This is a genomic window from Pseudomonas sp. TE3644 (assembly GCF_056278815.1).
In genome coordinates, this window is record NZ_JBWBQF010000001.1 from 3,350,768 (window position 1) to 3,370,529 (window position 19,762).

General features: G+C 65.8%; 14 protein-coding genes. 9 read left to right on the forward strand and 5 right to left on the reverse strand.

Going from position 1 to position 19,762, the window contains the following annotated elements; all coding sequences use genetic code 11:
• Positions 1 to 70 precede the first annotated feature (70 nt).
• The gene (locus ACZ9GA_RS14705) at positions 71 to 1,228 is read left to right on the forward strand and encodes an alpha/beta hydrolase family protein (protein WP_457361982.1); all 1,158 of its coding nucleotides are present in this window, start codon (positions 71 to 73) and stop codon (positions 1,226 to 1,228) included.
• Positions 1,229 to 1,250: 22 nt separating this feature from the next.
• Positions 1,251 to 2,180 (forward strand): VOC family protein, encoded by a 930-nt coding sequence (locus ACZ9GA_RS14710; protein ID WP_457361981.1) that lies wholly within the window; start codon positions 1,251 to 1,253, stop codon positions 2,178 to 2,180.
• 1,258 nt (positions 2,181 to 3,438) lie between these two features.
• Here the strand turns inward: ACZ9GA_RS14710 and tssA are convergent.
• Genes tssA through ACZ9GA_RS14735 form a run of 5 tightly spaced genes read right to left on the reverse strand, consistent with a single transcriptional unit; the run spans position 3,439 to position 10,933 of the window.
• Positions 3,439 to 4,485 carry a type VI secretion system protein TssA gene (gene tssA, locus ACZ9GA_RS14715; RefSeq protein WP_457361980.1) on the reverse strand — a complete coding sequence of 349 codons (1,047 nt, stop codon included), beginning with the start codon at positions 4,483 to 4,485 and terminating at the stop codon, positions 3,439 to 3,441.
• A complete protein-coding gene (locus tag ACZ9GA_RS14720; RefSeq protein ID WP_457361979.1) occupies positions 4,482 to 8,297 on the reverse strand; it encodes a type VI secretion system protein in 3,816 nt (1,271 codons plus the stop codon). The genes tssA and ACZ9GA_RS14720 overlap by 4 nt, the downstream gene beginning before the upstream one ends.
• Complete coding sequence (locus ACZ9GA_RS14725) at positions 8,294 to 9,052, reverse strand: DotU family type IV/VI secretion system protein (RefSeq protein ID WP_457361978.1); 759 nt, start codon at positions 9,050 to 9,052, stop codon at positions 8,294 to 8,296. The genes ACZ9GA_RS14720 and ACZ9GA_RS14725 overlap by 4 nt, the downstream gene beginning before the upstream one ends.
• An 18-nt stretch (positions 9,053 to 9,070) precedes the next feature.
• Complete coding sequence (tssK, locus tag ACZ9GA_RS14730) at positions 9,071 to 10,402, reverse strand: type VI secretion system baseplate subunit TssK (protein WP_457361977.1); 1,332 nt, start codon at positions 10,400 to 10,402, stop codon at positions 9,071 to 9,073.
• Positions 10,403 to 10,459: 57 nt separating this feature from the next.
• Complete coding sequence (locus ACZ9GA_RS14735; RefSeq protein ID WP_457361976.1) at positions 10,460 to 10,933, reverse strand: type VI secretion protein; 474 nt, start codon at positions 10,931 to 10,933, stop codon at positions 10,460 to 10,462.
• Positions 10,934 to 11,141: 208 nt separating this feature from the next.
• Between ACZ9GA_RS14735 and tssB the strand changes: the two genes are divergently transcribed.
• The 7 genes from tssB (at position 11,142) to tssH (ending at position 19,533) form a co-directional block, all read left to right on the forward strand.
• Positions 11,142 to 11,699 carry a type VI secretion system contractile sheath small subunit gene (gene tssB, locus ACZ9GA_RS14740; RefSeq protein WP_027977735.1) on the forward strand — a complete coding sequence of 186 codons (558 nt, stop codon included), beginning with the start codon at positions 11,142 to 11,144 and terminating at the stop codon, positions 11,697 to 11,699.
• 28 nt (positions 11,700 to 11,727) lie between these two features.
• Positions 11,728 to 13,224 (forward strand): type VI secretion system contractile sheath large subunit, encoded by a 1,497-nt coding sequence (tssC, locus tag ACZ9GA_RS14745; protein WP_457361975.1) that lies wholly within the window; start codon positions 11,728 to 11,730, stop codon positions 13,222 to 13,224.
• Positions 13,225 to 13,293: 69 nt separating this feature from the next.
• Positions 13,294 to 13,794 carry an Hcp family type VI secretion system effector gene (locus tag ACZ9GA_RS14750; RefSeq protein ID WP_457361974.1) on the forward strand — a complete coding sequence of 167 codons (501 nt, stop codon included), beginning with the start codon at positions 13,294 to 13,296 and terminating at the stop codon, positions 13,792 to 13,794.
• 4 nt (positions 13,795 to 13,798) lie between these two features.
• A complete protein-coding gene (gene tssE, locus ACZ9GA_RS14755; protein WP_457361973.1) occupies positions 13,799 to 14,260 on the forward strand; it encodes a type VI secretion system baseplate subunit TssE in 462 nt (153 codons plus the stop codon).
• Positions 14,253 to 16,046, forward strand: coding sequence for a type VI secretion system baseplate subunit TssF (tssF, locus tag ACZ9GA_RS14760; RefSeq protein WP_457361972.1), 1,794 nt, complete (start codon positions 14,253 to 14,255; stop codon positions 16,044 to 16,046). Before tssE ends, tssF begins: the two co-directional genes overlap by 8 nt.
• Positions 16,010 to 17,023 (forward strand): type VI secretion system baseplate subunit TssG, encoded by a 1,014-nt coding sequence (gene tssG, locus ACZ9GA_RS14765; protein WP_457361971.1) that lies wholly within the window; start codon positions 16,010 to 16,012, stop codon positions 17,021 to 17,023. Before tssF ends, tssG begins: the two co-directional genes overlap by 37 nt.
• Positions 17,014 to 19,533, forward strand: coding sequence for a type VI secretion system ATPase TssH (tssH, locus tag ACZ9GA_RS14770; RefSeq protein ID WP_457361970.1), 2,520 nt, complete (start codon positions 17,014 to 17,016; stop codon positions 19,531 to 19,533). Before tssG ends, tssH begins: the two co-directional genes overlap by 10 nt.
• The last annotated feature ends 229 nt before the right edge of the window (positions 19,534 to 19,762 follow it).

Genomic DNA, 19,762 nt, shown 5'->3' on the forward strand with positions numbered 1-19,762 from the left:
GCCGCCCCGCCGCACTGATCCAGCGCCCGGGGCCGCCCTACTCTGGAATCGAGAAAAGGACAATAACAATATGTTCCGTTACTTCCCCACCAACTACGTCTGGAACCTGTCGGTCGACCTGGCCATCGAGATGGGTGCCCGCATCGGCGAGATCGAAGCGATGTGCGCGCCGCTGCAGGAAAGCGCCAAACAGCCCGACGCCGCCGGCACCCAGGCCTTCCGTGAAACCTGGGCGAAGATGGCCGACAAGCTGTGCGCCCTGGCCGCCGAGGATGAGGCCCGTGGCCGCCTGCTGTCGGCCGGTGAAAAATACAACCGCGCCGCCACCTACTACATCACCTGCGAGCGCTTGCAGGCCCACGGGGCGCCTGCCCGCGAGGCGTTGTACCAGCGCTTTCTGGACACTTTCGAGCGCGGCTTCACCTTGTCTGCGGAAAACTGCGAGCGCGTGGAGATCCCGTACGAGGGCACCCACCTGGCTGGCCTGTACACCCGCGCCGAAGGCGTCACCGGCCCTGCTCCGCTGCTGGTGCAGGTGAACGGCCTGGACTCCACCAAAGAAATGAAATACCGCGTGGGCCTGCCGGCGTGGCTGGCCAAGCGCGGCATCTCTTCACTGGTCATCGACCAGCCGGGTACCGGTGAAGCGCTGCGCCTGCACGGCCTTCACGCCCGCTACGACAGCGAGCACTGGGCCAGCCGCGTGGTCGACTGGCTGGAAACCCGCCCCGAGGTGGACCCCAAGCGCATCGGCCTTGAGGGTGTTTCACTGGGCGGCTACTACTGCCCGCGCGCCGTGGCCTTCGAACCGCGCTTCGCCTGCGGCGTGGTGTGGGGTGCCAACCACGATTGGCGCGAGGTGCAAAAGCGCCGCCTGGCCAACGAGGGCAACCTGCCGGTGCCGCACTATTGGGCGCACGTGCGTTGGGTATGGGGCGCCAAGGACATGGACGAGTTCTTCACCATCGCCGAAAACGTCCACCTGGACGGCATCCTCGATCGCATCAAGGTGCCGTTCCTGGTCACCCACGGCGAGAAGGACAGCCAGATCCCGCTCAAATGGGCCGAGCGCACCTATGAGCAGCTGGTCAACAGCCCGAAACGCGAGCTGAAGATTTTCACCGAGCGTGAGGGCGGCGTGCAGCACTCCAGCTTCGACAACAGCATCAACGCCGGTCACTACATCGCCGACTGGATCAGCGAAACCCTGGGTGGCCATACGGCCTGACTGCGCATTGGAGAACCTGCTCATGAACATTATTGGCCCGGATTACCTGGTATTTGGCGTGGACGACGTGACCGCGTGCGTCCAGTATTTGATCGATTACGGCCTGACCCCGGTGGACGTCGATGCTACGGGTGGCTACCTGGAAGCGCTGGATGGCACGGGCATCGTGATTCGCCACCGCGGCGACGCGCGCCTGCCTGCCCCACTGGAGACCGGCACCACCTTGCGTGAAACCGTGTATGGCGTGGCGGATGAAGCCGCCCTGCACGCCATCGAAACCGAATTGAGCAAAGACCGTCACGTCAGCCGTGGCGAGGATGGCGTACTGCGCGCCGTCGACGACATGGGCTTTGCCCTGGGATTTCGCATCACCCAACGCCGCGAGCTGAGCCTGGCCGGCGAGGTCAGCAACGCCCCCGGCTCCGCCACCCTGCGTGCGATCAACAGCCTGGGCGCCAGCAACGACATGCCGGCGCGGCCGCGCAGCTTGTCCCATGTGGTGTGCTTTGTGCCTGACGCAGACAAGGCCGAAGCCTTCTATGTCCGTCTGGGATTCGTGTGCACCGACCGTTTCATCGGTACCGGCCCTTTCCTGCGCCCGGCCGGTACCCAGGACCATCACACGCTGTTCTTCATTCAGACCCCTGGGTTCATGAAAGGCATCGAGCACTTCACCTTCCACATGGCGGGGCCGACCGAAGTCATGGTCGCGGGCAGCCGGTTCGTGGAAAAGGGTTACCAGTCCTTCTGGGGCCCGGGGCGCCATCAGCTGGGCTCCAACTGGTTCTGGTACTTCAACAGCCCGTTGGGGTGCCACGTGGAATACGACGCCGACATGGACCTGCACGATGACACCTGGCAGGCGCGCAGCGAACTGTCGAGCGCTGATACGTCGCAGTACTTCCTGTTCCGGCACACCGAGAAGTGGATGCCGGGGGGCAAGCCGGAGTAGCCCTTGCCTCGCGTCGTCTGCATCGCGGCCAAGGCCGGCTCCTACACCGTCCGTGGTAGGAGCCGGCCTTGGCCGCGATGCAGGCACCGCTATCGACAACCCGTAGCAGCAACTGTCTTGTGGGAACTGCCGAAGGCTGCGTCACAGGCGGCGCGGTGAGTCAGCCACTACGCAGCGTTTGCTGGCGTAACGGCTGTAGCCGCTGCCGCCAGGCTGCGCTGGCCCGTGTGAATTCTGAAAATCTTCAGCGAGGCTCAGGGCCAGCGCAGCCTATCGGCAGCGGCTACGCGATTGCGCTGGTGCGGGATGGTGTCAGGCACCGCTATCGACAACCCGTAGCAGCAACTGTCTTGTGGGAACTGCCGAAAGCTGCGTCACAAGCGGCGCGGTGAGTCAGCCACTGCGCAGCGTTTGCTGGCGTAACGGCTGTAGCCGCTGCCGCCAGGCTGCGCTGGCCCGTGTGAATTCTGAAAATCTTCAGCGAGGCTCAGGGCCAGCGCAGCCTATCGGCAGCGGCTACGCGACTGCGCTAGTGCGGGATGGTGTCTGGACAAGTAGCGGTGCCTGCATCGCGACCAAGGTCGGCTCCTACGCCGATCGTGGTAGGAGCCGGCCTTGGCCGCGATGTGAACGACGCCGTTCTGTAGCAGCAACTGTCTTGTGGGAGCTGCCGAAGGCTGCGTCACAAGCGGCGCGGTGAGTCAGCCACTACGCAGCGTTTGCTGGCGTAACTGCTGTAGCCGCTGCCGCCAGGCTGCGCTGGCCCGTGTGAACCCTGAAAATCTTCAGCGAGGCTCAGGGCCAGCGCAGCCTATCGGCAGCGGCTACGCGATTGCGCTGGTGCGGGATGGTGTCAGGACAAGTAGCGGTGCCTGCATCGCGACCAAGGTCGGCTCCTACGCCGATCGTGGTAGGAGCCGGCCTTGGCCGCGATGCAGGCGATGCGGTTTTTCTGGACTGCGGCGTCGCTGCCATCGCGAGCAAGCTTTGCCACAGTGCCAAGGCTCACATCGTTGTTGGCATTGGCATTGTGGGAGCGGGCTCTGCCCGCGAAGAAAGCACCGCGGTATTCCAGATACTTCGCGGTGTTCTTTTCGCGGGTAGAACCCGCTCCCACAGGTTGCTCAACACCATAGAATCTCCCACAGTGGTGCGGCTCACATCGGTGTTTGCCACATCACCGTGGGACCGGGCTCAGTTCAAGGTGACTCGGGTGACTGAATGTTTGCCCGAAACCATAGAATCTCCCACAGGACTGCTACAGCACGCCCATCAGCGTCCACACGCGGCGGGCCTCGGCGTCGGCGCTGATCAGTTCGGACAGCAACTCATTGAGCGGTTTGTTTCCCCACTCCACTGCCCGCTTGATCAGGTAAGGCACCGGGCTGTGGGGCTCGGTGCGCGCCAGGTAATCGGCGATCACGGTGAGCTGTCGGTAGGCATCTTCGCGGTTGACCGGCACCCCCGTTGGCACGGTGGCCGGTACGGCAATCACGGTTTCTTCAATCACCTCAGGCTCGATCACGGCAGACGGGTGCATGGCAACGAACTCCTTGAGCACGGCCATGTAGGCCTTGATGATCTCCCGCAGGGGCGCCACGGTGGGCGCCAGGATGTCCAGCCAGGTGTCGCTCCACTGCTCCAGGCGCAGCAGCCATTGCTGGCTGTGCTCCAGGTGCTGCAGGCTGTCGCGCCAGGTGGCGGGCGGCAGCTGACGCACACGCTCCATCAGTTTTTTGCGCTGCAGTGCGGCCTCTTCGGCGCGGGCCTTGGCGGCCTTGGTGTCGTTGGCCTGCACCAGGTGCTGTTGTACCTGTTGCCAGGCGTGCAGGCTGGGGGCATCGCTGTCGGCGTACAGCGGTACCTGCACCAGCAGCACTTCGGCATAACGGCGCACCAGCCAGTCCAGCGGCGTGACCCGCCAGGACTGGTCGCCTTCCTCGGGCTGCGGGTGCAGGTCATGGGGGTAGCGCTCGCACAGGCTGCACACCAAGGCCAGCGCCGCCTCCAGCCCCGGCAAGCCTTGGCGGTGCAGCCAGGCTTCGCCCAGCCAGGCGCTGACCATCAGATCTTTGGCGCGCTCAGTCAGCAGGCGGCTGGCCAGGGTCTCGACGGCGCTCCAGTCCGCCTGTTTGAGGGTGGCCTGCCACACGCCGGTGGGCAGGCTGTCGTCGTCGGCGCGGCGCAGTTCGCGCAGGCGGTCATAGTCTGCGTCGTAACGCAGGCTGGCGCCGCACGGCTGGGGGCCGGGGATGGGCGCCAGCAGGTCATCGTCCGGCGCCAGCGCCAGGGTTGCGGGGGTCATGGGGTGGCCTCGTTGCTGGCCAGCGGCGCCGGCAGGTTCAGGGTGGCATAGGGCGATGGCGGCGCGCGCCACGGCAGCGGCTGGATCGACAGCGGCAGCTTGGTGCCCTGGCTCATCAATGACAGGCGCACGTACAGCCGAGCCAGGTTTTCAGTGGTGGCCGGGTTATGCACCGGCAGTTGCAGGCTGAGGGGGAAGTCGGTGAAGTCCAGGTTGGGTTGGCGCTGGGCAGCATCATGGCTGCGCATCAGACGCAGCAGCGCCCAGGGGCCTTCGTACTCCCAACCGGCCTGCAGGTCGTTGACCGCAAGGCTGGGCTGCGACGGGTCGCTGACCGGGCGCTGGGTGCTGTTCTTGGCCCAGCGCAGGGTCAGGCGCAGTGGGTCGCCCACGTTCCAGCGCAGGGCCGGCTGATCGGCCGCGGGGTAAATCACCTGCTGGTTGCCGCTGTTCAGCCCCCAGGCGATGACCTGGTCGGCACCGCGCTCCTGATCACGGTCGGTGCGCCAGCGCACGTCCAGGTCGACACCGGTCAGGCCACTCTTGTCGCGCAGCAACATGGCCCCCAGCCACGGCCGCAACTGCTGCAAACGCGCCAGGAAATCCTGGGCACTGCTGCGCGCCAACGGGTCAGCCATGGCCAGCCCGGCCTGGGCATCGGCCAGGTTGGCGTCGATCAGTGCCAGCAAGTGCTGCACCCGCGCAGGGTCGGCGTCGTTGGCCTGGGTGCCGGGGGCAAAGGGGAAACGACCCGCCAGGTACTGGTTGAAGTAATCGGCCAGGGCCGCCCATGCCGTGGACGCACGCTGCACCTGCAACTGACGGCAGCGGTTGAGCGCCTGTTGCTGCAGGCCCTGGGCCAGGCGGCTGAGCTCGCCAAAACCGCGTGGCACATTGGCCGAAGTCAGTATCTGCAGGCAACTGCCGGTGTCCATGTCATTGAAGTCACGGGCCACCAGCTGCTCCACCAGGGCCGGGGAGCTGGCCGGGTTCTGCTCCTTGTATTTGCGCGATTCGTCCTGCAGTTCGGCCAGGCGCCGCATCTGGTCAGCGTCGGCGGCCGACAGCCCCTGGGTTTGCAATTTGAGCCAGGCCACGGCCGGGGCACGACGCTCGGCGATGTCGGTGATAGCGGAGAACTGCTGCCCCAGGTCCTGCTTCAGGCTTTGCACATCGGTGGCGCGGAACAGGCGCAGGCCCAGGTTTTTGCTACCGTCCCAACTGGCCACATCGACCCGGCCACGGAACAGCGGCTGGGCATCGATCTCGCGCAACGCGGCACCAATGTCGGCCAGCGCCCGGTCGTTGAGGTGGTTGCGCAACAGCGTCGCCAGTTCCGGGTGCTGCACGTCGGCGAAGGCGTTGTACAGCAGCATGGCCTGGTCGGTGGACAGGTTGAAGCTGTCGTTGTCCAGGCTGGCGACCGCGCCGCTGGGCGCCTGCAAACTGGCCAGCATGGCCTGGGCCGCGGCGCTCTGGGCGGCCTTGAGCAAGGGCGTGCGGTAGTTGGCCGGGATCTGCGGCAACTGCTGGTCGGCGTAGGTCTTGTAGCTGTTGAAATAGCTCAGGGCGCGATTAAGACCATCGGTGTCGATGCTGTCGATTTCGAAGGCCGTGGCGTCGTTGGCGCGCAGGGCCATGGCGACGAAGTCGCGCTTGAACAGCGTGTCGATCGCGGTATTCAGCGCGCTGACGCTACCCTGCAAGGCCAACTGACTGTTGCCCTGCTGCATCAGCAGCTTGTCGCCCGAGCCGTCGCGGGCAATCCACTGATCGCGGAAGCGCTGCTGCAAGCTGGCGGCCTGGCTGTCGAGGGTGTCGGACACCGTGGCGCCGAGCATCACGTTGTCGTGCACCTTGGCCAGCAGCGCCTGGTAGCCGCTGACCAGTTCCCCCGGCGCGCCATGGGACCAGGCGGCGTTGGTGGCGTCGACACGGTTCTGCAAGGTGTCGATCAACGCATCGATGTCTTCCAGGTCCGACAGCGTACCTTCGTTGCCCGCCTGCAAACGCGCCAGATGCAGCTTCAGGTAGCCTGCGGGGCGCACGAAGTTATCGGCCAGGAAGTACTGGTCCAGCCACGCCTGCATCAGTTCCTGCAGGTGTTGCGACACCACCGGGCGCTGCGCGGCCAGGTCCAGGGGCTTGAGGGTTTCGTGTTCGCCGTCCAGCAGCACACGGTTGTACAGCGGCGCCAGGCGCAGGGTGGTGACGTTGAAGTTCTGCCCCAGCGCGCTGTTGCTCAGTTGCACCAGCTCGTCCAAGGGCGTCTTGCTGTTGGCCAGCGCCTCGGTGAGCAGGTGGTTGTGCTCCTGCAATTGCACCGCACGGTTGATCAGGTCGCGCGCCCGCACGTAAGTCGCCCAGCGTGCGGGATCATCGCCCTCCACGTCGTCGCTGTTGCGCCGCCCCGAGGCGCTGATCGCCAGCAAGGCCTGCAGGTCGCGGTTCATCATGTGGTACAGCGGCTCCAGCCAGTAACGATTGGCTGCCGTCTTCAGGGCCAGGTCCAGCTGCTCGTCGCGGTCGGAGAACCACGACGCCGGCAGGAACACCGAGCTGTAGTGCCAGCGCGGGGAGTTTTCCAGCAGGTACCACAGGCTGTCGGCGTTTTCCCGGGCCTGCTCCTGCAAGTGACTGTCATCGGTGTAGGCCACGTAATCTTTCTGCAAATCGCGGGTCAGGCGCGAGAGCTCTTCGGCATCCAGACGCGCCTCGCGCCAGGTCCACAGCATGGCCACGGCCCAGACCACGCCCAGTACCACCGCCCCCACCGCCACCGCGCGTTGCCAGCGTTGGCGCAGGCGCAACAGCCGGGGGATGACCATGGCCAGCCCGCGCTCGGCCACCACCCGCTGTTGCCACAGGGTGCGGGCGAACACCCGCTGCTGCGCGGGTTCCACATGGCTCAGCGGTTCCAGGCCCGGCTCCAGCGCATGGCTGGCGGTGAAGTACAGGCCGCGAAAATTGGGCGCCTCGCCCTGGGCGTTGCCGTGGAACACCGGGTCCAGCACCGCCTGTAGATTGAAGCGGGCCTTCGCCAGGTGCTCGGGCAAGCCATACAGTTCACTGTCGAGTTGGCCATGCAAGGTGCCCAGTTCAACGATGGCCAGGGACAGGGCCTGGCAGATGCTGTCCAGCGCCTGCCCCGCCTGGGCGCTTTGCCACAGGGATTGACCCGGGTGCGGCGATGACCAGCCCAGGCTGCGCTCGCGGCCCTTGGGCGGCAGCGCGCCGATCAGCGCCTGGCCGCCGGGCAGGTCTTCAAGGCCGGTCACCAGCACATACACCGGCAGGCTCAGGCCCAGGCGTTGCTGAATGTCGATGAAGCGCTTGCGCGCCGCCTGGCCCAAGGCAGCGGCGGCGGCCTCATCGAACAGCGTCGGCGCCGGTACGCTCCAGAGGATGCCATCCAGCGGCCGCCGCGCGCGCAGGCGCACCAGCAAGCCCAGCAGCCGCCACCAGGCGCCGCTGTGCAAGCGCATGCCCTGGGGCGGCAGGAACAGCGCCTGGGGCACCACCAGCACTGCGCCATCGGCGTCGGCCCACCAACGGCCGAACCAGCCGGGGTGCTCCGAAGGTTGCAGTTGCCAGTCACGGCACAGCTGTGCGCCCTGCCCCTCGTCGCCCAGCATCAACAACCACGGCGATTGGTAGCGATCGCTGACGCCTTGCTCGTGCTCCATCTGCCGCACGGCCGAATAGAAACTGCGCAGCGCCGTACCGCCCTGGCTGCGCAGCCACCACAGCAAGCCCGCCGCCAGCACGATCAGCACCAGCGCCACGATGAGGAACAGCCACAGTCCGTTCATGCGCCGTCTCCGCTCTGGGCATGCAGGCTGACCAGGCGCAGCGCCGGTTCCAGCGACTGGCCAATGTCATGCCAAAACCAGTGCCCCATCACCAGCAGCACGAACAGCCCGGCCAGGATGGTGAGGCCCAGGCGCAGGCCGTCGGGCAGTGACTGGCGCAGCGGCAACTGCGCCGGTGGCGTGCGCGTGGGGCGCTCCAGGCGCTCGCTGGCGGCCTGCAGGTCCGGATCGCGGTCGTAGACCAGGGCGAACAGGGCGTGGCGCCATTTTTCGTGCAGGGCTTCACCGCCGCTGCCACGCAGGCGGCCCTTGAAGCCCAGGATCAGGCACTGCAGGTAGACGTTGGCCAGGTCGCGGCTGTGGGGGCTGCGCTGGTCCAGCAGTTTCTTGATCGCCAGGGGCACCCGCTCGCCGGCCTGACGGGTGTTGTACAGGCTGGCCTCCAGCGGCGCCTGTTGCCAGGCAAGCTGCCCAGGCCAGGGGGTGAATACCAGGGTTTCGTCCAGCAGCGCCACAAAGGCGTAGACCATGGCCTTGGCCTGGCCGCCGTTGGCGTCGCCGACACTGGCAAAAGCGCTGCGCCACAGGCGTCGGGTCAGGCGCGAGGTGATGTCCAGCACCTTGTCCACCAGCGGCGCGGGGTCGTCCACGGCCTTGTCCAACTCTTGCCACTCTGCCTGCCACTGCAGCCAGGCCTGACGGAATGCCTGGGTCAGCGGCGCCTGACGTTCATCGTCGAACAGGGCTTGCAACATGAACGGCTCCTTGAAGGTTTACGCATCGACTTCCGAGTTGGCGATGAACAACACGATTTGCCACGGGCTGGCGCCACTGGCGCTGGCCGCGGCGACAATGCTCAGCGGCTGGGCAGGGTCGAACCAGGGCGCCGTGGCCTGCACCACGAACAGCCGCGTGTCTTCGCCCACGCTGTAGCCGATTTGCTCCTGGCGGCCCATGGCCTGATGCGCCAGGCCGCTCATGCGCTGGCGCGCCAGCACCGGCACGTGGCCCTGGCTGGCGATGATGGCCCGCGACAGCCACTCCCCGGCGGCCTGGTCACTGGCGCCGGGCGGCATGCGCAGGCCGATCACCAGGCGCTGGCGGCTGTCGGCGTCGGGCAGTTGCAGGCTGTACACCTGCTCTTGCTTGTCGAACGGCAGGCAGCGATAACCGGCGCGGATCAACTCCAGGGTGCGCGACAACCAGTCCAGCAGTTCGTCATAGCTGTGCTGCAGGTCGAGAAAGTCCAGCGGCGCGAACGCCGGCACGCCGGCCAGCGGGTCCAGCACCGACCAGGCCCCGGCCACCCCCAGCAACAGGCCGTGCAGGGCCAGCGGCGTGGCCGTGCCGCTGGCCAGCAGGCCTTCCACCTCGGGCAGGCGCACCCACAGCGCTTCCAGCTGACGGCGGATTTCGGCGGCGTCGTCAAAGCGCCCGGCCTGCTGGTTCTGGCGCAGGCGCCCGGCCAGGAACAGGGCCTTTTCCCGCACCCGCGCGCACAGCTGGCTGACCCTGCGCCCCAGCGGCGAATCGCGCTCGATCACGGGCGTGGGCGGCAGGTAGTTGCGCAGGATGAATCCGCCGCCCTCACGACTGACGCGCAACAGCGGTAGGCACACATTGTCGGCGCGGGTACGTTCGGTGCACAGGCGCAAGTTGGGCCGCCACACGGTGATGGGTTCCGGATAGAGCCCGCTGGCCAGATCCGGCACCGCCGGCCCCACCACCGAGTTCATGCGCCCCTGCAACGGCAGCAATTGCCCGCCGCGGGCCAACGGCGTCACCGCCAGATAAACCATGGCGGTGGCGTCGCTGCTGGCGGCGATGGCCTCGCTGACGTCCAGTTCCAGCACCGGCCCCTCACCCGCCACGTGGCTTACGCTCAACCCGTCGGGCAAGGTCGCCTCAAGCGCCAGCAATCGCACCTGCCCGGTACTCAGCGCCGAGGGGTCCACCGTCAGGCGGCGCACGCCCCAGAACCAGGGGTTGGCGGCAGCGGCCAATTGCGCCGCCAGCACCTCGGCGCGCAAGCCCTGCAACTGGAAATGCTGGGGCAGCAACTGCATGCCCTCCGACCAGCACACTGCGTCCGGTAGCCCCGTCATGCGAAATCCTTTCGTGGTTGTCTGTGGTCAGGTGATCGATCGCCGGCGCCGGGCAGCTCAGCCGTCCTTGCCCTTGAGCAGGTTCATGTCCCGGCTGTCGAATTTCAGCCAGGCCGAACGCTGTTCGTATAACCTCAGCCGATGGGGCCCCGGGTTGGCGTAATCGGCGAACACCAGCAGCCCCACGGCCTTCTCCCCGCCCAAGGGGAAGTCGTGGTTGTCCAGCAGTTGCCCGGGCACCAGCTCCAGGCTCCACACACTCAATTGATCACGGTAGTCGCGCTGCAATTGCTCGCGCTGATCGAACCACTGGCGCGCGGTGATCCCGGACAGTTGCTTGAGCAGGTCGGGGTCTTTGATGGCGACGAAGTCCACGGCGATGGGCGCATCGTTGTTGGCCTTGGGGGCCACGTCCAGGGTCAGGCGGTCGACGCCTACGCGCGGGCCGTACCAGGAACAGCCGCCCAGGCAGGCAACTGCCAGCAGCAAACCGAGAATTTTCGTCCTGAAATTGAAATCTTTGCGCTTCATGGCAGTCCAATAAAAGTTTGCCCTTGCGTTTTTATAGACCTGTTCTAGGTTAATTGGTAGTTCGTCCAGCAGTCGAATCTGATAATCGATTAGAGACATGACAGCGACCTGCCGTACGAGCCGTCATGCCTGTTTTTCAGCAATGGATTGCGATGAACGGGCCCTCTCCGGTGCATTGCGTCCGCCTACCGCCGGGAGATAAAACAGCATGGCCCAAAGCACCCAACACAAACTGGACCGCGTGCGACCGCCGCGTGTGCAGATCACCTACGACGTCGAAATCGGCGACGCCATCGAGAAGAAGGAACTGCCGCTGGTGGTGGGCATCCTCTCGGACCTGGCGGGCAAATCGCTGAAGGATCAAGGCAAGCTGGGCGAGCGCCGCTTCGTCGAGATCGACCGCGACAACTTCAACGACGTCATGGCCTCCATCGCCCCGCGGGCGACGCTGCAGGTCAAGAACACCCTGGCCAAGGACGACAGCCAGATCAACGTCGAGCTCAACTTCAACCACATCGACAGCTTCTCCCCCGTGGAACTGGTGAAGCAGGTGGCGCCGCTGAACAAGTTGCTGGTGGCGCGCAATCGCTTGCGTGACCTGCTGACCAAGCTGGACGGCAATGACCGCCTGGACCAGCTGCTGTTCGAGATCGTCGCCAACACCGAAGGTCTGGAACAGCTCAAGGCCGCCCAGGCCGACAACGACTCGCAGATCGCCCTGGAAGCCCCCGCCGCCGACGCCCCCGACGCCGAACCCCAGGCCTGACCCCTGACCCTTTCAAGGAGGATTTGCCGTGCCCAATTCATCCGCTGCCGCAACCACCACCCAGGTTGCCGAACACCCCGCCGCTGGCGTGCTGTCGCTGCTGGACCAGATCGTCGCCGAAGGGCGCATGGCCCATGACGAGAGCCAGCAGGTCTACGCCCGCGACATGCTCGCCGAATTCGCCACCCAGGTGCTCGATGAGCGCCTGACCGTGGACAAGGGCACCGTGGCCATGATCAACGACCGCATCGCCCAGATCGATGCGCTGATCAGCGAACAGCTCAACGAGATTCTGCACCACCCCGAGCTGCAGAAACTGGAAGCCTCCTGGCGCGGCCTGCACCTGCTGGTGCAGAACACCGAGACCAGCACCCGGCTCAAGCTGCGCCTGCTCAACGTCACCCAGAAAGAGCTGCAGAACGACCTGGAAAAGGCCGTCGAATTCGACCAGAGCGCGCTGTTCAAGAAGGTCTACGAAGAAGAGTACGGCACCTTTGGCGGCCACCCCTTCAGCCTGCTGGTGGGTGACTACAGCTTCGGTCGCCACCCCCAGGACATCGGCCTGTTGGAGAAGCTGTCCAACGTCGCCGCCGCGGCCCACGCGCCGTTCATTGCCGCCGCCGACCCGCGCCTGTTCGACATGAGCAGCTTCACCGAACTGGCCGTGCCACGTGACCTGGCCAAGGTGTTCGAGAGCGCCGAATTGATCAAATGGCGCTCGTTCCGCGAAAGCGAGGACTCGCGCTACGTGTCCCTGGTGCTGCCGCACTTCCTGCTGCGCCTGCCCTACGGCCCCGACACCGTGCCGGTGGAAGGCATCAACTACGTGGAAGACGTCAACGGCAGCGACCACGGCAAATACCTGTGGGGCAATGCCGCCTGGGCCCTGGGCCAGCGCATCACCGAGGCCTTCGCCCAGTACGGCTGGTGCGCGGCCATCCGTGGCGCCGAAGGCGGTGGTGCGGTGGCAGGCCTGCCGGCGCACACCTTCCGCACCAGCTCCGGCGATATCTCGCTCAAGTGCCCCACCGAAGTGGCGATCACCGACCGCCGCGAAAAAGAGCTCAACGACCTGGGCTTCATCGCCCTGTGCCACAAGAAAAACACCGATCTGGCGGTGTTCTTCGGCGGCCAGACCACCAACAAGGCCAAGGTGTACAACACCAACGAGGCCAACGCCAACGCCCGCGTCTCGGCCATGCTGCCGTACGTGCTGGCCGCTTCGCGCTTTGCCCACTACCTGAAGGTGATCATGCGCGACAAGGTGGGCAGCTTCATGACCCGCGACAACGTGCAGACCTACCTCAACAACTGGATCGCCGACTACGTGCTGATCAACGACAACGCCCCCCAGGAGATCAAGGCCCAATACCCGCTGCGCGAAGCCCGCGTGGACGTCACCGAGGTGGCCGGCAAGCCCGGCGCCTACCGCGCCACGGTGTTTTTGCGGCCGCACTTCCAGCTTGAAGAGCTGACCGCCTCGATCCGCCTGGTCGCAAGCCTGCCGCCACCGGTCGCCGCCTGACCCTGCTGACACCCCGCCGACGTCGTCGGCGGGGCCCTACTGCCTGATCATTTTTCGGAGCCACACGCCATGGATGCAATCATTCTCGACCTGGGCGGCGACATCAAAGGCGACTGCCTGCTGGAAGGCTACAAGGACAAGATCGAGATCATGTCCTACAGCCACAACGTTGCCATGCAGGTGACCAACGACGTCAGCAACTCGGAACGCACCTCCGGCAAGCCGCACATCGGTGAGTTCACCCTGACCAAGTTCGTCGACTCGGCCACCCCCTCGCTGAACGAATTCACCTGCGCCGGCAAGCCGCTGCCCGAGGTGAAAATCACCGTGGGCCGCAACGCCGCCGAGGGCGATGGCAAGCTGTTGCCGTTCATCATCTACACCCTCAACAACGTGGTGCTTTCCAACGTCAGCGTCAGCGGCGGCACCGGCGGCAAACCGGTGGAAACCCTGTCGCTGAACTTCACCAAGATCAAATGGGAGCTCACCGCGCAGAAAGACGACGGCACCAAGGAAGGCACGGCCGCCACCACCTGGGACCTGGCCGCCAACAAACTGATCAAGGCCTGACGCCATGCCAGCACTCCCGGCAAGCCCGCAGGGCGAATTGCGCGCCCCGCTGCTCGAGCGCCTGGCCTCAAGCCCCGAAGAACGCCTGGGTGCCCTGCGCCCCGCGTTCGACCACGGGGCGCTGGTGGCCTCGATTTGCCAGGAGCTGCTGAGCCTGCTCAACACCCGCCGCAGTGAACGCGCCACCACCACGCCCAGCGTGGTGGACTACGGCATTCTCGACTGGGCGCACCTGCAGGCCCAGCGCAGCACCGACCGCAACCAACTGGCGCGCGAGATCCGCCGCGCCATCGTGCATTTCGAACCGCGGCTGCACCTGGCCGAGGTTGAACTGATCGCCCACCCCCAGCACCCGCAGCAACTGGCCGTGCGCCTGCGCGGGCAACTGCGCAATGGTCAGCAGCACTGGCCGCTGGTGCTGGTGATCGAGCAGGCCGGCGACGGCCTGGAGGTGCGGCATGAGTGACTCCATCGACGCCCAATTGCTGGACTACTACCAGCGCGAACTGACCTGGCTGCGCCACGCCGGCGCCAGCTTCGCCGAACGCTACCCCAAGGTGGCGCGGCGTTTGGAACTGTCGCCCGGTGAGTGTCCCGACCCCCACGTGGAGCGCCTGCTGGAAGGCTTCGCGCTGTTGGCCGCGCGCCTGCAACGTCGCCTGGACGACGACTACGCCGAGTTCAGCGACGCGCTGCTGGAGCAACTGTATCCCCTGGCCCTGCGCCCCCTGCCCTCGTGCGCCATCGCCCAGTTCGAGCCGGACACCAGCAAGGGCGACCTCAGCGCCGGCTACCGGCTGCCGCGCGACACGCCGCTGTTTGTCACCACCGACAAGGGCGACAGCATCCACTGGCGCACCACCGCCGAGGTGGACTTGTGGCCGCTGCGCATTGATGAACTGCTGATGCTCGACGCCGACGAAACACGCCGTCTCACGGGTGTGCCCCAGGCGCGCTCGGCCCTGCGCATCAGCCTGCGCTGCCTGGGCGAAACACGCTGGGCCGACCTGTCGCTGCGCCAGTTGCGCGTGCACCTGAGCGCTTCACCGGTGATCACCGCCCAGCTCTACGACCTGCTGGCAGCGCACTGTGTGAAGGTCTTCAGCGCCACGCCGGACGGCACGCTGGTGGCCCATGACGGCCTGCCAGGCATCGTCGGCTTTGCCGACCAGCAGGCGCTGCTGCCTGAAGAAGACGGCGTGCACCCAGCCCTGCGCCTGCTGGCCGAATACTTCAGCTTCCCCGACAAATTCCACTTCTTCGACCTGCCCCTGCGCGCGGCGGCCGAAGACACCCAGCACCTGGACCTGTACCTGGTGTTCGACCAGGCCCCCGCCAGCCGCCTGCGCTTGCAACCCAGCGACGTGCAACTGGGCTGCGCGCCGGTCATCAACCTGTTCCCGCGCACCTCCGAGCCGCTGCGCGTGGACGGCACCCGCAGCGAATACCGCCTGGTCGCCGACAGCCACCGCGAGAGCAGCGTGGAGATCCACAGCATCCGCGCCCTGCGCGCCAGCCGCGATATGCGCGCCGAACTGATCGCGCCCTACTACGGCACCCAGCACAGCCAGCAGCCGGGCAAGCGCTACTGGCACGCCCGCCGGGTGCACGGCCTCAACCCTGGCCGCCTGGGCAGCGACCTGCTGGTCAGCCTGGTGGACAGCGGTTTCAAACCGCACCAGGACAGCGGCGAATACAGCGTCACCGGCGAGCTGTGGTGCACCAACCGCCACCTGGCGCAGCAACTGGGCGCCGGCACCGTACTGGGCTTCGAACGCCCCGGCCCGGTGGCCTGGGCGCGCCTGCGCAACCCGCCCACGCCCCAGAGCCAACCGGCGCTGGGCGGCGAATCGCGCTGGCGGCTGGTGTCGCAACTGACCCTCAATCACTTGTCCCTGGTGGAAGGCCCCAACGCCCTGCAAGCACTGCAGGAAATGCTCGCCCTGCACGACCTGCGCGGCGAAGCCAGCGCCCAGCGACAGATCGACGGCATCCAGCGCCTGCTGTGCGAGCGCGTGGTGGCGCAGGTGGGCCGGGACGCCTGGCGCGGCTGGCGCAACGGTTTGCAGGTCAACCTGACCCTGGACCCGCAGCATTTCGCCGGCAGCAGCGCGGTGCTGTTTTCCGCCGTGCTGGCCCAGTTCTTTTCCCTTTACGCCAGCGCCAACCGCTTTGTGCGCACAGTGCTGGTGGCCGATGACAAGGAGATCAAGGCATGGGAACCCCAAGCCGGGATGCCGCTGACGCTGTAAGCCAGCGCCTGCGCGCCACCCCCCACGCCTTCGAGTTCCTGCAGGCGTTGCTGGTGCTGGAACAGGAACAACCCCAGGCCGAAGCCCTGGGCACTGGCACCGCGCCCCACGCCGAGGCGTTGCGCCTGCGTGGGCCGCTGACACCCTTGTTTGCGGCCAGCGAAGTGCAGCGCCTGGAGGATCAAGGCAGCGACCAGCCAGTGCTGACCACACCGATCTTTGGCTTGGGCGGGCCGGATGGGCCGTTGCCTTATGCCTATCAAGAGTGGTTGCAGCAGCGCGCGCGCCTGAAGGACGACGCCCCGGCGGCGTTCCTGGACATGTTCCAGCATCGGCTGTTGAGCCTGCTGTACCGAGTCATGCGCAAGCACCGGGTGGCCGCTGGGTTCAGCGCGCCCACCGACAGCCCAGTCCATCGGCAGCTGCGTGCCCTGACCGGCTTGCTGCCGCAGGATCTTCAGGAGCGCCAGGCGTTACCCGACGCAGCGGTGCTGGCACGTAGCGCGTTGTTCGCCGGTGGGCGGCGTTCGCTGGCAGGTTTTGCCGCCATCGTTCGCCAACACTTCGGCCTGCAGGTGGCCACGCGGGCCTACGAAGGCGCGTGGCGGGAGATCCCTCCGGCGAGCCGCAGCATCATCAAGCGCCACGGGCGCAACCTGACCCTGGGCCGTAACGCCGTGGCCGGCTCACGGGTATGGGACGAACACGCCGCCATCCGCCTGGTGTTGGGGCCGTTGAGCCGCGATCAGGCCCAGGGGTTCCTGCCCGGCGCCGAGGCCCACACGCAACTGGCCGACCTGCACGCGCTGTATTTCGGCCCGGACCTGGACTGCACCCTCGAACTGCGCGTACGCGGGCGGGTGCCGCAAATACTTGGCCAGGCGCGCCTGCGCTGGAGCGGCGGGTTGCAGCGGGTGGCCGATGACCATGAAGAGCGCCTGACCCTCCCCTTGCACGGGACACCGACATGGAACTGAGTGGCCTGATCGCCCGCCTCAACCCCGCCTGCCGCGCCGCCCTTGAGCGCGCTGCCCAACGCTGCCTGCTGCGCACCCATCACTTCGTCGAGATCGAACACCTGCTGCTGGAAATGCTCGACATCGAAGGCGGCGACCTGGCCTGCCTGTTGCCGCGTTTCGGGCTTGAGCGCGATGCCGTGGCTAGCGAAATCAATCGCTCGCTGGAGCTGTTCAAGGCCGGCAGCACCCGCACCCCGGCCTTGTCCTCGCACACCATCGGGCTGCTGGAGGATGCGGTGGTGCAGGCCAGTGTGCTGAATCTGCCGTCGATTCGCTCGGGGCTGTTGCTATTGGCGCTGTTGGAGCGTGACGAGCTTCGGGCGTTGCTGCTCAACAGTGCTTCGTCCCTGCTGCGCATTCCTCGTGAGGGGTTGCGTGATCATTGGCTGGAATGGACTGAAACGTCGCGTGAAGCGAGCGGCAAGAAAGCCGTGGCCGCCGCCGTGGAATCGCAGCTTGACCAGTACACCCAGGACCTCACCGCCGACGCCCGCAACGGTCGCATCGACCCCATTGTTGGCCGCGATGGCGAGATTCGCCAGTGCATCGACATCCTGCTGCGTCGGCGGCAGAACAACCCGATATTGGTGGGCGCGCCGGGCGTAGGCAAGACCGCGGTGGTGGAAGGCCTGGCGTTGCGCATCGCCGCCGGGGATGTGCCGCCGTCGTTGCAGGAAGTGACCTTGCGGGTGCTCGACCTTGGGTTGTTGCAGGCAGGCGCCGGCGTCAAAGGCGAGTTCGAACAGCGGCTCAAAGGCGTTATCGATGCCGTGGCCAGCGCGGAAAAGCCCATCATCCTGTTCATCGACGAAGCCCATACGCTAATCGGCGCGGGCGGCGCCGAAGGTGGCAGCGATGCCGCCAACCTGCTTAAGCCTGCCCTGGCCCGTGGCGAACTGCGCACCTTGGCGGCCACCACTTGGCTGGAATACAAAAAGTACTTCGAGAAAGACCCTGCCCTGGCCCGCCGCTTTCAACTGGTGCAAGTGGAAGAGCCGGATGAGATCACCGCTGTGGAGATGCTGCGCGGGGTGGCGACCAAGCTGGAGCAGCACCACGGTGTGCAGGTGATGGATGCGGCCATTCACGAAGCGGTAAAACTATCCCACCGCTACATCTCCGGGCGGCAGTTGCCGGACAAGGCCATCAGTGTGCTGGATACCGCATGCGCCCGCGTGGCCTTGGCGCAGCATGATGTGCCGCCTGCGCTGGAAAGCCTGAGGCATCGCGAGCAGAGTCTTGATGAGGAGGTTGATCGGCTGCGCCGGGAACAGGCTACGGGGCTGGATCATCGCGAGCGCATCACCCTGCTGGAAAGTGAATCGGTGCAGAACCAGCGCGCCATGCGCGAGCTGGAAAGCCGCTGGAGTGAAGAGCGCGAGGCCGTGAGGTTATTGCTGGTGACGCGACGGGAGCTTCTGGCACTGACTGAGCAGGCAGATGGCACGCCGGATACGGACGGGCGCCTCGACGATCTGGCCGCCGAACTGCTGCGACTCGAAGCCGGGCTGGACGCGATCCGCCAGGATGATCCCTTGGTGCCCGAGCAGGTGGATGCCAAGACCGTGGCCGCCGTCATCGCCGGGTGGACCGGCATACCCGTGGGCAAGATGCTCGCCGACGAAGCCCATGCCGTGCGTACCGTGGGGCAGCGCATGGGGCAGCGGGTGATGGGGCAGACCACGGCGTTGAACACCATTGCCCAGCGGTTGCAGGCCTATCGTGCGGGGCTCACCGACCCGCAGAAACCGGTGGGCGTGTTTTTGCTGGTCGGCCCCACCGGCGTAGGCAAGACCGAAACCGCCTATGCCCTGGCCGACGCCTTGTACGGCGGTGAACGCAACCTGATCAGCATCAACCTTTCCGAGTACCAGGAAGCGCACACCGTCAGCCAACTCAAGGGCGCCCCGCCAGGTTATGTCGGTTACGGCACGGGCGGCGTGCTGACCGAGGCCGTGCGCCGCAAGCCCTATTCGGTGGTGCTGCTGGATGAAATCGAGAAGGCCCACCCTGATGTGCTGGAGGCGTTCTACAACGTCTTCGACAAGGGCGTGATGGAGGACGGCACCGGGTTGGTGGTGGACTTCAAGAACACGGTGATGCTGGCGACCAGCAATGTGGGCGCTGACTTGTTGCTGGATACCCCACCGGCGCAGCTGGGTTCTGATGTTTTCAATGAGACCCTGCGGCATGTGCTGCTCAAAGCTTTCCGCCCGGCGTTTCTGGCGCGCATGACAGTGGTGGCGTATCGGCCGCTGGATGAGGCCACGCTGGAAGGGATTGTGCTGGCCAAGCTTGAGAAGCTGCGCGCGCGGTACCGGGCGGCGACTGGGAAGCAGTTTGAGTTTGATGATCGGATTGTGAAGGCGGTGCTGGCCAAGTGCAGTGGGGCTGGGGCCAGGGATATTGAGAATGTGTTGATGACGCAGGTGACGGGGAAGTTAGCGGAGTGGGTGTTGGATAAATAATTACTCAAGGAGAAGCAAATGCCAAGTCATAAAGGGCGAGTGATGGTAGTCAGACTGAACTGCACAGATGTATCCGGGGTGCGGCACGTCGTCATGTCATCAAAAAAATATGAATATGCTTTCCCAAACGACTCTCTGTCGTTGGGCATAAAAGCCGCTGCTCGGGTGCAGTACTGTTCAGAGATGGGAATCCTGGACAATGCAAACTATGTCATCACCCTGAGCACTA

What these genes read in the sequence shown, in the direction of transcription:
- ACZ9GA_RS14705 (WP_457361982.1), top strand. Translation starts at nt 71, where the DNA reads ATGTTCCGTTACTTCCCCACCAACTACGTCTGGAACCTGTCGGTCGAC.
- ACZ9GA_RS14710 (WP_457361981.1), top strand. Translation starts at nt 1,251, where the DNA reads ATGAACATTATTGGCCCGGATTACCTGGTATTTGGCGTGGACGACGTG.
- tssA (WP_457361980.1), bottom strand. Translation starts at nt 4,485, where the DNA reads ATGACCCCCGCAACCCTGGCGCTGGCGCCGGACGATGACCTGCTGGCG.
- ACZ9GA_RS14720 (WP_457361979.1), bottom strand. Translation starts at nt 8,297, where the DNA reads ATGAACGGACTGTGGCTGTTCCTCATCGTGGCGCTGGTGCTGATCGTG.
- ACZ9GA_RS14725 (WP_457361978.1), bottom strand. Translation starts at nt 9,052, where the DNA reads ATGTTGCAAGCCCTGTTCGACGATGAACGTCAGGCGCCGCTGACCCAG.
- tssK (WP_457361977.1), bottom strand. Translation starts at nt 10,402, where the DNA reads ATGACGGGGCTACCGGACGCAGTGTGCTGGTCGGAGGGCATGCAGTTG.
- ACZ9GA_RS14735 (WP_457361976.1), bottom strand. Translation starts at nt 10,933, where the DNA reads ATGAAGCGCAAAGATTTCAATTTCAGGACGAAAATTCTCGGTTTGCTG.
- tssB (WP_027977735.1), top strand. Translation starts at nt 11,142, where the DNA reads ATGGCCCAAAGCACCCAACACAAACTGGACCGCGTGCGACCGCCGCGT.
- ACZ9GA_RS14750 (WP_457361974.1), top strand. Translation starts at nt 13,294, where the DNA reads ATGGATGCAATCATTCTCGACCTGGGCGGCGACATCAAAGGCGACTGC.
- tssE (WP_457361973.1), top strand. Translation starts at nt 13,799, where the DNA reads ATGCCAGCACTCCCGGCAAGCCCGCAGGGCGAATTGCGCGCCCCGCTG.
- tssF (WP_457361972.1), top strand. Translation starts at nt 14,253, where the DNA reads ATGAGTGACTCCATCGACGCCCAATTGCTGGACTACTACCAGCGCGAA.
- tssG (WP_457361971.1), top strand. Translation starts at nt 16,010, where the DNA reads ATGGGAACCCCAAGCCGGGATGCCGCTGACGCTGTAAGCCAGCGCCTG.
- tssH (WP_457361970.1), top strand. Translation starts at nt 17,014, where the DNA reads ATGGAACTGAGTGGCCTGATCGCCCGCCTCAACCCCGCCTGCCGCGCC.